The following is a 15,016-nucleotide window of genomic DNA, read 5'->3' on the forward strand; positions in this document are numbered from 1 at the left end:
TGGCACCATGGAAGGTCACTGCTGCCCTCTCCCAGATTACTACGCTGCCTGACCAGCATGTCGTGGTAAATGCTTCTTTAATGGATATTAGCCTCGATAATTATTTTTCAGGCGCGACGTCCTATGCCGCTTCGGTCACCAATGCCTCACCGATTGTTTCAGTTTCCCTGGTTAGTGGCGGACGCACCTTGCGGTTGAATTTTGATAACTTCAACACGGGCACCAATAATGTTATCGTCGTTGCAACGGATGGCATCATTAATATCACCAACGTATTCGCGGTATGGGAGATGAAGGCAGCAACGGGTAACATGGGTAACCTGACCGTTAACGAAGATTCACCTACCACAAATTTTAATCTGAGCACCATCTACACTTATGCGGTTGGTTATAAAGTGCTGGCCAATAACCACCCTGAAATAGTAAATGCCAGCATTTCCGGAAGCACACTCACGTTATCTTTCCCAACCAACGCTAATGGAATAGCTCAGATAAGCCTGTTTGCTACAAATGCCGCTGATCCCAATATTGACGTTTTTAATGTCACAGTGAACCCGGTGCCCGACTATCCAACGATCATTGTGCCGGGTGTCATGCCTTTAACTGTGAATGACAATGCGACGATTCCGCCGTTTGCGAATGTAGTAATCACAAATGTGGATGGCGCCAATCAGACCATGGATGTGTTTGTGCAATTAACGAATGCCAGCAAGGGCTCTTTTGGCGGCCCGGCAGTGGGTGCTGGTGGATTCAATATTGTGGGTGATGGGACGTCGGGTAAGTATGCGCTGTTAGGGGCTACCGCGACGAATATTACCGCCCTAATCCAGCAACTAATTTTCACTCCGAGTGCCAACCAGGTGCCGGTGGGTGACAGTGAAACCCAATTGGTCACCATCATCGTAACAAACAATTCATCAGGTTTGGCAAGTTGGAATAGTAATACCCTGATTAAGGTGGTTTCCGTCAATGACCCGCCCTCCATTTCAGGCACTTCGTCCAACTCTCAACTGGTTTTTTCAGGGCAATCCATCAAGCCATTCTCGAGCGTGATCGTCTCTGACCCTGATGTCAGTGATACGGCGGGCTATGGTCAGGCGTTGAATTTGGTTATCACCGTCTCCGGTGACACTGGTGGTAAACTTACTTATTCAGGCTCCAGTGGCTTTACTCAAAGCGGGAGCGTGTACAGCCTTTCCACTCGGCCGGCAAGTGTGATCACAGCAGCGATTCAGGCAATGGTTTGGCAGGCGACTGCCGCCACGTTGGCGAATCCAGTGTCGAATTCCTTCCAGATACAAGTCACCGATTCCTTGGGGGCCAGTGTCTCCGATAACAGTACCACAATCCAAACCGTCACACCTTTTGTCTCCCCGGATATCACGGGTTCCATCTCCGACCAACCTGCGCCTGATAATCAGGCACTATTGTGTTTTTCTCAAATCAAGATTCAAGGATCGGGCACCAAGGTGCAAATCCGTTTGCTGCGGGAGTCGGATCTTGCTTCCAGCGGGGACCAGTTTGGGCAACTGGTTAATCTGGGTTCCAACGGTTTTGTGAAAGTTAACACCGGCTCCAGTGCTTATTACCAATTGGACAACACTACCATGGATCAGGCGACTCCCCTGCTTAAGAATGTCGCCTTCCGCCCCAATGAAAACCAGGTTTCAGGCCCCACCAGGGTCATTATGGAAATCAAGTTATTCAATTCCGGTGGTTCGGTTTTGGGCTCCGACAGCAAGACTTCGGTCATCATTCAGCCCGTGAACGATCTGCCAATCATTCTGGGGGCAAAAGCGGGCACATACATTACTGACCACCAGGTGGCGACTCCGTTCCTGACCCGCACCAATCCCCAACCCAACCTGGTCCGCATCATAGACGTGGATCAGGCTGGTACCCAACCGGTAACCGTTACCATTCAGTTGGATGATGCGCTAAAAGGCGGGTTTACCAACTCGCTTGCCGCTGGATTCCACCTCGTTGCCGGTCAATATGTGTTGACCAATGTCACACCGGACGTGGCATCTTCCAATTTGGAAATGCTGGTATTCAAACCGACTCCAAATCGTTTGGCACCGGGATATACCGAAACCGTGAAATTCACTTTATATGTGGATGACGGCCAGGGGCAAGGCACCGTGAAAAACGATGTGACCACCGTCATTGTTAACGCGGTCAACGACCCACCGGTAATTACCCTGATGCCTTCCAATGTGCTCACTGCCATTGGCAGCAGCGTCATTAATCCATTCGCTGCTTGCACGATCGCCGATCCAAATATAGGCGACGTTCTGAACGTAAACATCACGCTGGATGATCCGGCCAAGGGTACTTTTTCAGCGCTGGGTGGATTCACCAATAGTCCGGCTTACACGTTCATCGGTTCGGCTGCCCAAGCCAATACTGATTTCAAGAATTTGATTTACAATCCCAACCTGGCATACAGCCCGCCGCCGGGACAGTCCGCCAAAGTGGTGACGTTCACCATTACCGTCTATGACTCATTGAATGCCACCTTCACAACCAATCTGACGCTGAATGTTATCAACACAAATCGCACGTGGATCGTCACCACCACTAACGATAGTGGCCCCGGCACTCTGCGCCAGGCGGTAAGCAGCGCTGGCAATGGCGATCAAATTGTTTTCAATATGACGAACCTGCCTGCGATCATTCGCCTTAACACGGAAATCGTTCTGAATAAGGCATTGCGTATTAACGGGCCAGGGGCCGATAAAGTGACCATCTCCGGTGACAGCAACGGTGATGGTGTTCCAGATGTCCGGATCTTCCATATCACCAACAGCGCCATCGTCTCCATTGCAGGGTTAACCATGAGTTATGGCAGCGCTGATTATTTGGGCGGGGCCATAAGTGTGGAATACCTCAGCCAATTGCGCCTCAGTTACTGCACGTTGGCCAACAATATCTCCGGTCAATGGGGCGGGGCGGTGGATGTGAGCGGCGGTAGCATTTATGCTGCCAACTGTCTTTTTGCAAGTAATACGGTAACGGCCGCATTGGGACTGGGCGGCGGAGCGGTTTCCCTTTACACGGACATGGACTGCCACTTTGAGAATGTCACGTTTTCCGGCAATACTCTCGCTGCGGCGCGCGGCTTCGGCGGTGGGGCAATCTATGTGGAAAATGCGGATGTCGGCACTCCGATGGACACTACCGTTACGAGTTGTACTTTTGTGAACAATCGCGATGCATCGGGGTTGGCAAGCTCGTTGCGTGCGATCGCGTTTGACACCACAGTTGACGTGAAAAACACCATCGTTGCGGATGGGCATGGCACCAACCTGGCAGTGGATGCCGGGGCGGAAATACGCACTTTGGGCGGGAACATTTCTGATGACAGTACGCGCATTGTGTTTTCCCAGAGTGGTGATCCGGTTAACGTGGTCATTTTCACTAATGCATCAGATTTGGTCAGCGTCACCAATGTTGGGTTGCTCCCCTTAACCAATAATGGCGGTGGAACTATGACCCATGCCTTGTCTGCCAGCAGTCCGGCCATTGGTCATGCAGTTACCAATAGCTTGGCCACTGACCAGCGCGGATATTTGCGGAGTGCCTCGGTGGACTCAGGCGCATACGAGTATGGGATTCCGTCCCATATTCGAATAAACGAAATCATGTTCAATGCCTCAGCCGGATTAGCCAATCAATTCATTGAATTCATCAATTCCAAAGCCTCCACAACCACTAGTTTGACTGGTTTCACCGTGTGGGTTGATGGGATTTTGGTGCATACATTTACGAGCGTGAGTCTGCCACCCTCAGCGGGCATTGTGTTGGCTGCCTCAGCCAGCGTAAGCGTACCGGCTCCCGTTGCGCGACAGAACGCCAATGGTCCAACCGGTCTGCTTAACCTGAGTGCCAACTCCAGTACCATAACGCTCAAGAATGCGTCTGGACAGGAAATCATAAGCGTCACATACAACGGTTTATTCAATTCTGCAAGTTCTCCGCTGGTGGATGAATCCATCAATTTATCTCCTGAATTCCTTGGTTTCTCGTATGTTCCATACACGCAAGTGCCGTCGCGGCTCGATGGCTTGACTTCCTCACCAGGAGCAGACAATCAGGGTAAGCTTTTGGTCAAGGCCAATACACCGCCCATTGCGATCAATGACTTTGCGGCCACGGACCAAAATACCGCGACGAATCTCGCTGTGTTGGCCAATGATATCGAACTGGACTTGGAGGATACGATCCATATTCTTTGGGCAAGCAACAGCACTTTGGGTGCCACGGTGACCGTTTCGTTGGACCGTCAGATCGTCACCTACAATCCCACCACCTCGGTGATATTGCGCGGACTTCCGGTTGGCGCGGTGACGAATGATACTTTTAAGTACTGCATTATTGATTGCTGTGATCCGGCGACCGGGACCAATTGGGCCATGACCGGACTGAATTATACCGGTATGGTTACGGTCGCCGTCACCGGCCTGAATGACGCGCCAACTCCTCAAACGGATACGAATCTAACGGGACTGGCAACGTTGGCAAACCTCATTTTAAATATCAACGTTCAGACAAATCTGCTGAATAACGATACCGACCCAGATACGGACGACAACGCTAATACTCTTTTGATCGCCGCAGTCCACAGTACCAGTAATTATGTTTCCAGTCTGGTTGCGACAAGTACACTGGGGGCGGTGGTGACGTTGGATGTACGGGCGGATCGCAATCAAACACGTATTCTCTATGACGGACGATTTTCCTCAAATTTGATCGCGCTGGCACAGGGCGAAGTGGCGATTGATCAGTTCTGGTATTCGGTGGTTGATCGGCATGGAGCTTTGGGCCAAGCCGCTGTTTACATCACAGTTACCGGGGTAAACGATCCACCCATTGCCATGCCTGATTTTCTGAGCACCGATGAGAATACCACCATCATTAATCCGGCATCCCGATTTCTGGTTAATGATTACGATCCCGATCATGGTGCATCCACTAATTTTTCCATCGTTGGTGTCAGTAGCAGCAGTACCATGGGCGCGTTGGTGACCCTCACCGGCGCAAACGTCATTTATAATCCTTCTGCCTCCACCAATCTTTTAAAATTATCCCGCAAAGAATTCGCGGTTGATACATTCACCTATGTGATGACCGACGGTTTCGGCAGTTACAGCACCGGCCTCGTAAGTGTGACTGTGGCAGGAGTCAACAACCTGCCAGTCGCCATGCCGGACCACTACAACTACACCAATTCAGGCCAAATACTCACAGTTTCGGCCGCGAATGGCGTACTGGTGAACGATTATGACCCGGACGTAAACGGCATTCCTCCTGACGACGTAATTCGCGTAATTGCTTTCACCAATCATCAGACCGCAGCCAGGGCAGTGGTGAACATGGACATTTACGGTGCCTTTACGTTTGATCCGAGTAACCGTTTTGACTGGCTTCCCCCCGGCCAAACCACCGATGAGATCTTCACCTATACACTGGCCGACAACTCCATGACCATTGCCACCGATGATGACTTTATGATTCAATCTGGCTCTGTCAGCAACAATTTGCCGGTTTTGGCTAACGATGGGTTGCTGACCGCCTCCGGCGGCACCTTGACGATCAGCGCGGTGGGAACGTCTGATAAGGGAGGGATCGTGAACATCGCGGCGGACAAGAAATCGTTAATTTACGCTCCTGCTCAAGGTTTTGTCGGCCTTGAAACTGTCACCTATACCATCTCGGATGGCCAGGATCGTAGTGATACTGCGACCGTGCATTTACATGTTCTCTCCACCACCGTAAACGGCATCTTGACGGCCAACCCCGACAAGTTTTCTGTGGCCGCAGGGGCCACGGCCAGTCTTAACGTCTTGGCTAATGATTATGTATTGGGAACCAGCGGTGCCAACCTTGGCATTACCGGGGTAAGCACCGGTAGCGCGGGGGGGGTAATCGTTATCGCCGGCGCAGTTCCTAATAATACGTTGACATATACACCGCAACCGGGTGCGGGCGCTTCATTCCCATACTACGAAACCTTTAACTACGTGGTTAGTGGCACTGATTTGGGGAGTGCTACTGGCGCAGTGACCATTACTGTTGTCAGCCTTAGTAACTCATTGCCAGTTACTGCTGATACGTATGACGTGGCCGCGAACACTGGCAACAACCCCTTGGATGTGCTGGCCAACGATAAGTTGATTTCGGGTGTGAACCCGACCTTGACGATTGCCAGTATTCAAGCGACTGGCTTGGTGGGCACCGTTTCTTTGGACACCGGCAATAATCGCCTGCGCTACACACCAGCGCTCGGGTCCAACGATTATGTGGAAACTGATTTTTACTACACGGCGGTGGATGGCTCTGGCGCAACCGGCACCGGAACGGTTTCAATCAAGGTTAAAAACGCTGGATTGTTCGCTGTGGACAATGCCTATACGGTGCTCAAAAATAGCACCAACCTTTATCTGCCCGTATTGGCTAATGACACCGCGCTGCCCGCCAGCGGTCAGGTGCTGACGATTTCCGCGATGGGCTTGGGAACGAATGCGCCCAATCAAGGGGGGACGGCGACAATTAATGGCGGATCAAGCGCTATTCTCTATACTCCATTCAACAATTTTGCCGGCAATGAAACTTTCACCTATGAAATTTCGGATGGTTCTCTTTCCAGGGCGGAAGGGCGGGTGCGAATTAAAGTGGTGGATGTCGGTGCCATTCCGAGTAATCCGGACTACTACAGTGTCGCGCTCAACAGTTCTGGCAATTCCCTGCCGGTGCTGGTCAACGATTATGTTCTGCCGCGTGGATCGAGCACTCTAACGGTGGTTGCGCTGAACACCAACGGGCTGTTAGGCACGGTATCGTTGAGCTCTTCGAGCGCAGATAATACTGTGATATACACACCGCCATCCGGTTTTATTGGCCGCGATGTATTCAGCTACACGTGTCAGAACGAGCGCGGTGATCGCAGCACGAATACCGTGTACCTAGTGGTCGGCAGCCTCTATACCACCACCGATTCTTTCTCCGTCGTTTCTGATACCACCTCCAATGTGCTGGATGTACTGGCGAATGATGCGTTTTTCCCGAATACCAATGTCGTGCGTAAAATTGTTGGGGTGGGCGCAACCGATCAAGGCGGCTGGGTTAGCAACGCTGTTAATGCGGTCGTTTATTCTCCCGCCAGCGGTTTTGCCGGTTTGGAAAAATTCACTTACCGTGTGCTTGCTGATAACGGCGGAATGTACACGCAGTCTGTTGCCATCACCGTCATTAAAGTGCGGTCGGACCGGACCAATGGGTTAGTGACGATAGCGGTGTGGGGTGTCAACCATCCACCCGTTGCCCGTCCGGATTTCTTTGCCACCGATGAAGATACTCCCTTGGTCATTCCTTCTATCAGCGTCATGGCGAATGACTCTGACCCGGATACAGGAATCCACTTTGTTTCGGCCGCAACTAACAGTGCTATGGGCGCGCTCATCAGCACCAATAATGGTAAGATTTTATATGATCCTCGCGGTGCCGTCGCGTTGCAAGCCCTCGCTAATCGTGAAGTCGCTCAGGACACGTTCACCTATACGATCGCTGACGATCAGGGAGCCACCGCCAGTACGGTTGTAACCATCACCGTAAGTGGCCGGAATGATCCGCCAATCCCGGGCACCAACAGTTACGCGACAACGGAGAAAACGATCCTCAACATTGTTGCCCCTGGTATTTTGTCCAGTGCCCATGATCCAGATGTAAATGGCATCGCGCCAGATGATACGCTCCACCTTATTCCAGCCACCAACCAAACCACAACTGCTGGGGCCAAAGTTACGCTGCGTGCGAATGGTAGCTTTACCTATGATCCATCGGGTAAATTCAATTATTTGGCTGTGGGTCAGACCGCGACGGATTCTTTTGCCTATACCTTGGTGGATAGCAGTCTCACGATGGCCAGTGATGATCTCTTTACCGTGGTCACCAATACCACTAATAATCTACTTCCAGTGCTGGCCAACGATGCGGTGTTTGCGAATACGGGTGGCAGCATGAGTGTGCTCAGTGTTGGCTCGCCAAGTGCTGGTGGTTTGGTTACCATTACTCCGGCCAAAGATGCGTTATATTATACTCCGGCGGCAGGTTTCACAGGCACGGAATCCTTTACTTACACAATTACCGACGGCCAACAAGGAGTGAATACCGCCACGGTTCGTGTCTCGGTCCTCGCGGCTCCGGCCAGCCCGATGTGCAACGCCGATTCATTTGTGGTCATGGGAAATACCACGGCGAACATATTAAACGTTTTAACTAACGACTTTATCCTTCCAGGGACAGTCAGTGTTCGCCCCATCTCCTCGGTCGGCAGTGGTAATCGCGGTGGTATTTTGGCGCTGAATTCTGATGCCACAGCGATTTTGTATTCTCCCGCATTTGGCTTTGCCGGCGTGGAAACGTTCAACTATCAGGTGATTGGGCTGACCGGTTTGGTGCAATCGGTAACCGCCACAATAAATGTCATACCAGTGATTCCCGACCGCACCAATGGAATCACCACCATCACGGTCACTGGGGTTAATGATCCGCCAACGCCCGCAGCGGATTACTTGAATGCGTACGCTGCCGTGGCATTGCAGGTCAACGTCCAGACGAATCTGTTGGCCAACGACACCGATCCGGATTCTGATGACAATGCCAATACCTTGTTAATCAGTTCCTTGCAAGCCACCACCAATAGTACGCCAGGTTTGCAAATATTCACCACGTTGGGGGCCAAAGTTGTTTTGGATATCCGTTTTGATAGGAATCAGTCCCAACTTACGTATGACCCGATAACGAGCGCCACGATTCAGGGGCTCTCTTATGGTCAAAGTGTGACGGATTGCTTCTATTACACAGTTTTGGACGGCCATGGCGCGAGCGGTTCAGCGCCTGTTTATGTTACCGTTAGTGCGGTCAATGTGCCGCCACAGGCCAATCGTGATACGGTGACCACTGATGAAGATACGCCATTAACCATTCCAACTGCGGTTTTGCTAAGCAACGATACTGATGTTAACCGTGCCGACGTGTTGCAGATCATCAGTGTATCCACCAACAGTGTTTATGGCGCGTCAGTCACTTTAAGTGGGACCAATGTTATATATAATCCAACAGTTTCAACGGCATTAAATGCATTGGCGCGCAAAGAAACCGCCTCTGATTCATTCACGTACATTCTTTCCGACGGAGCGGGTGGAACCAGCACGGGCATGGTTACAGTGGTGGTGCTGGGACGCAATGACGCCCCAGTGGCGATGCCGGATTTCTTTGCCACCTTGGATACCGCGATGCTGTCTGTGGCTGCCCCGGGAGTGTTGACCAATGATTACGATCCGGACGTGAATGGAATATTGCCAGACGATCAAATTCGCATGTTTTTCGCCACCAATACGCATTCAACACTCGGCGCGCCGGTAACGGTGAATTTGGATGGCAGTTTCACGTATGATCCGCGCGGTGTATTCACGAATATGGTCGTGGATCAAACAACTAACGACACATTCACCTATGTCATTACTGACAGCAGCCTTACCATTGCCAACGATGATGTCTTCAGCGCAAAACGAGGCAGTTCCAATAATGTGCTGCCTGTGTTGGCAAACGATGCCCTGCTATCGGGCATCGGGGGGTCTCTCAGCTTGTCCACCGTTGGCGTCCCAAATCAGGGTGGGAATGTCACCATCAATACTCAAAGCCAAGTGCTGGTTTATACTCCAGCGGTTAATTTCACCGGCACTGAAACGTTTACCTACACGATTACTGATGCGCGTGGTGGCACCGATACAGCCACCGTAGCTATCAGGGTATTCGGCGACGTGGATAACCCCGTATTGGCGGCGAATGCAGACCGATTCACGGTGGCCGCAGGCACTGCAACCGATCTTGACGTCTTGGCCAACGATAACATTTTGCCAAAATCAGGCAGCGCTCTCACCATCACTTCGACAAGCCAGCCAAATCTAAATGGTACGTTAAGCATTGTCGGCGCCAGCCCGGGCAATCATCTCGCCTACTCGCCAAATCCTGGCATCACTGCGTCATTCCCATATTTCGAAACGTTCACGTACACTGCCACCGGTGCCAACGGTTTATTGGCTACAGGGGCGGTCACGATACAGGTTATCAATCGCACCAATACGTTGGTAGTCAACCCGGATAGTTTTGTGGTAAGCTCCACCAGCAGCAATGTGCCATTGGATGTGCTGGCCAACGACATTGTACTGCCGGCGATTTCTACCAACCTGTCCATCACTATGTTGCAAACCAATGGAGTCATGGGGCGAGTGGCGATCGAGGCCTCTGGAAAACGCCTCTTATATACTCCATCTGCACTCACGAACAATTATTCCGAACCGGTCTTTTCGTACACAATTTCCGATGGGGCGGGCGGTAGCGCCGTGGGGGCGGTTTCTGTGCGCGTCAAGCCAACGGGCTTATATGCGGTTCAGGACACCTATACTGTCATCAAGAACAGCACGAATGTCATCTTGCCGCCGTTGGTTAATGATCTGGTGTTGCCGGCGAGTGGTCAAACGCTGATGATACTGAATATTGGCTTGGGCACGAACGCTCCCAGCCAGGGTGGTACGGTTTCAATCAATGCCTCCAGCAATTTACTGACGTATTCTCCGGTTGCCAATTATGTCGGCGATGAAACATTTACCTACGAAATCACGGATGGCACATTGGCGCGCGCCCAGGCTCAAATTGTGATCCATGTGGTGGATACGGCAACCCTCAATTCAAATCCTGACGCCTTCACTATCGCTCGCGATGCCGGCGCGCAAACGCTGGACGTGCTTCGCAATGATCGGGTGCTACCCACTTCTCTTGCGGTGTTGACCATTGCCGGGATTACAACCAATGGAGTGCGCGGTGCTTTGGCTCTGACCGGAGCGGGAGCCAATAATGCCATCACGTACACACCGCCGGCGGGTTTCATTGGGCGTGAGGTTTTTTCGTATGCCGTTACCGATCAATATGGAAATCGCAGTACCAATTCAGTGACTCTGCAAGTGGGTGAATTGGTAGGTCGCAACGATCAATTTGCCGTGTTGGAAAACTCCACCAATAGCGTGCTGGATGTGCTGGCGAACGATCTTATCCTATCAGACCCTGCCAGCGTGCGCAATTTGGCTGGTGTGGGTGCGGGCAACCGAGGTGGCCTGGTCAGCACCAATCTTGCAGGGAACCGGGTCATATACACCCCAGCTCCCGGGTACACGGGGGTGGAGAATTTTACGTACTACTTAGCCGATGACTCTGGCCGATGGCTCACGCAAATGGTTGCTGTGGCAGTGATGCCCATCGGCTCGGATCGAAGTACGGGTGCAGTGAACATCATCGTTTCCCGTACTGGTCCAAAGTCAATTTGGCGGCAACAAATATTTGCCCCGACCATTCTTGCCAATCCCTCCCTGCAGGCCACCGTGTGGGGTGACAACGCGGATCCGGACCACGATGGTTTAAGCAATCGCCAGGAGTACCTTCTCGGTTCCAATCCGACCAATACCGTTAGCGTCGGGCAATTGGTGGTTGCCAACACTCTAAGCGCGGATTCGCAGCACGTTTCATTCTCTTTCCCGCGACGGCGGAACGATCCAACCATTATTTGTACACTGCTCATTTCTCAGGATTTACGGATTTGGCAGTCCGGACAAAGTTTGATTGATCGGGAAACGGTTATCGCGATCAATGCTGATTTTGAATCGGTGACTTGGTTGATTCGCAAAGATCCGAATCATAAATTGTTCTATCGGTTGGGTATGCAATAGTCGCGTGCGAGTGCCTTGATGAATTGCGATACAAGATGGTTTGGAATGGCATATTTGATTAAACAAAATTTGTAAAAGTGCGTGCAAAATTTGACAACGCCTCAGATGAGGCACATGTTACGGACCTTAGTTTGCGAAGAGTCTGGAGCTTTGGTGGCTTGTGGTCCGGGAAAATAATTTAGAAAAGTGAATAAGGCAGCCTATGAAGAAAAACTCATTAAACTTAACCTTGCTGGCCGGTCTGGCCAGTCTGACCTCCCTTTCAACTTACGCCCAATTGAATCTGCCGGTCCCGGTGACCCCTGGATCAACCATCCGCTCGGATGGTTTCCAGATGACAATCACGCCGGGCACGCAACGGTCCATTTATGATTGGTCAAGTTTCAACATTGGCCAGGGGTATCGAACCACCTTTAAGTTGCCGACCATGTCAGCGGCGGTGTTGAATCGCGTGGGGGCCTCGGGCGGGGCATCGCTAATTGATGGCACCTTGGAGTCATTGGTTGGCAGCCAGCATGGCGGCTCGATATACCTAATCAACCCCAACGGTGTTCTCGTTGGTGCGTCAGGACGCATCAATGTGGGTAGCTTTGTGGCTTCCACGTTGGATTTAGGGCCGGATACCGCCTCTGCCAACGCCAGTTTCCTTTCGGCAGGCAAGCTGAATTTATCCGGCGGTTCTTTCGCGGGTATTAAGAATGAAGGACAAATTTCGGCGCGTGATGACGTGTTTATCGTAGCGCATACCGTTGAAAACGTTGGAACAATCCGTGCCGGCCGTAACGTGGGACTCGCGGCGGGAACGCAGGTGGAGTTGAACGTATTTGATCCGCGTAATCCGCTTGCTGAACGAATTACCGTGGTGGCAGGATCAGGAACCGGAACTCCAGTTGGCGTGAACAACACGGCGGCGGGAACAATTACGGCGGTTACCGAGGAACTTAAGGCTGCGGGCGGGAATGTTTATGGTTTGGCAATCCAAAACGCAGGGAAAATACGTGCGACTGCGCTGGTAAATGAGGGTGGCCGCATTGTGTTGAAAGCGGATAAAGGGAACGTGGCCAACAGTGGTGTGCTTGATGCGTCTGCCACACAAGCAGGCGGCCAAGGCGGGACGGTGGAGGTGCTGGGTGACTCGGTCAGTCTGAATGGTGACTCACGCGTTGATGTCCGTGGTGATGCCGGGGGGGGCGTCGCATTGATTGGCGGTGATTACCAAGGAAAAAATGCCCTCGTTCCCAATTCGCAACAAACCTTTGTCGGGCGTAACGCGGTGATTGCTGCGGATGCAATCAATTCCGGTAATGGCGGCAAGGTCATCGTCTGGGCGGATCAGATCACACGCTTTTATGGAACTCTGACTGCAAAAGGCGGCAAATTCAGGGGGAATGGTGGTTTGGTGGAAATTTCCGGGAAACACTACTTGGATTATCAGGCGCTGTTGGTGGATTTGACGGCCCCGGCTGGACGTCTCGGAACCTTGCTCATGGATCCTGATAATATATTTGTTCGAAATAATAATCCACTGGATGTGCCAAATTCATGGACAACCGCGTTAAATGACGTGGATTTGGCATCGGATGCGAATATCGGTGCGGGATATACCACCATAAGCGCTGGTTCGATCAATGCTGCGTTGGCGAATGTTACGCTTGCAGCGAACAACAACATTACCATTGTTGATGCGATTAATATTATCGATCCTGCGGTAAAATTCACTGCCAATGCCACTTCAATTGATGTCAACGGCGTGATCCGCGCCAATGGTGTTACCCTGAATGCTGCGACCATCAATCTGAATTCCATGGGCACTCAGGCAAATCCCACCATCAGAACTACCGGCGGCGGTCAAACCCTGAATGGTGCAGTCACCTTAAAGGCAGATGCTTGGTTGACCGATACTGCGGGTGGCGCGGTTGCGTTCAATAACACGGTGAACTCTCTGGGCGGGAATTATAATTTGGTTGTCGATTCATTGGGACCCATCAATTTCGCTAATACGGTCAACAATATCGGGGTAATGACCCTGAAGGGCGGCGGCAATACTACCTTTAACAACGACGTGGGTGCTGCTTCACTTACCGTACTGAACAAGCTTACTCTCAAGGGAAATGTTACTACCACCTTTGAACAACAATATACGGATACGCTGACTCTGGGTGGTGCTGGAACAACTCGGACCTTAAGCGGAACCGATATTACTTTTGCTGGAATTACCGGTGGTGGAAACAGCTTGACCATCAATGGTTCCGGAAATACCACTTTTGGCGATAACGTTAGTGGAGTAAACAACCTTATCACGGATGCTGCTGGCCATACATATATCAATACCCTTGTAATTAGTACTGCTGGGGGACAGACTTATAACGATCCCGTTATCCTCGGAGCCAATGTGGTTCTCGTCGATACCCTTGGAAATGGCAATATTTCATTTAACCAGACGGTAAACGCGGATAATTTTAACAATAATCGAACCTTGGTGGTGAATACAGGCGGCAATACCAAGTTTGCGGGCGCGGTTGGCAACCTCCAGGCGTTGCGCAGCGTTACCACGGATGCACCGGGGAAAACCCAATTGGGAAACAACGTCTCCACCCTGAACGAACAAACCTACAATGATCCGGTTGAATTAATCGGCAACGTTGTTATCTCAAGCGCCAACAACAACAACATTGGGACAATTTTATTTAATTCAACTCTGAACGCGGATGCGGAGGCAAACGCCCGTACCATCGCCCTGACTACTGATGGGATCACCAAGTTTGTCGGTGCTGTGGGTGGCATTCAACGTCCTCAAAGCGTCACCATCAATTACAGTGGACAAGTCGGTGAAAAGACCATCGTCGGAAGCGACTTTAAGACGATTGGCAGCATGATTTTTACCGAACCCTTGGAGCTTATTGGAAATTCCACCATTGCCAGTGGGGCGAATGTGACTTTTCAAAAAACAGTCAATGGGACCTATCAACTTGCAGTAAATTCGCCTACTGCGATTACTTTTAATGACGTGGTGGGTGGCACTCTTCCGCTGACCAGTTTGACCACCGGTAATGGCGGTAACACCGCGATCAACGGCGGGGCCGTCACCACTACCGGTAATCAGGATTACAACGACACGGTGACGCTGGGGGCGAACACGGTGGTGGCGAGCACGGGCAGCGGGAACCTGACGTTTGCGAAGACGGTGAATGCGGATGCGGCGGCGAACAACCGGACCTTGGTGGCGAATACGG

At 51.5% G+C, this 15,016-nt stretch carries 2 protein-coding genes; both read left to right on the forward strand.

Translation table 11 applies throughout. The features are described from left to right. Positions 1 to 80: 80 nt before the first annotated feature. Positions 81 to 11,783 carry an Ig-like domain-containing protein gene (locus tag WCO56_08530; protein MEI7729606.1) on the forward strand — a complete coding sequence of 3,901 codons (11,703 nt, stop codon included), beginning with the start codon at positions 81 to 83 and terminating at the stop codon, positions 11,781 to 11,783. 202 nt (positions 11,784 to 11,985) lie between these two features. Continuing rightward, positions 11,986 to 15,016: filamentous hemagglutinin N-terminal domain-containing protein (locus tag WCO56_08535; protein MEI7729607.1), on the forward strand; the 3,031-nt coding region annotated here is incomplete at its 3' end.

The sequence above is a fragment of the Verrucomicrobiota bacterium genome, assembly GCA_037139415.1.
In the GTDB taxonomy this organism is placed as follows: Bacteria; Verrucomicrobiota; Verrucomicrobiia; order Limisphaerales; family Fontisphaeraceae; genus JBAXGN01.

Bases quoted from the DNA above. Each gene is read 5' to 3' on its own strand.
- WCO56_08530 (MEI7729606.1), top strand. From the start codon at position 81: ATGGATATTAGCCTCGATAATTATTTTTCAGGCGCGACGTCCTATGCC.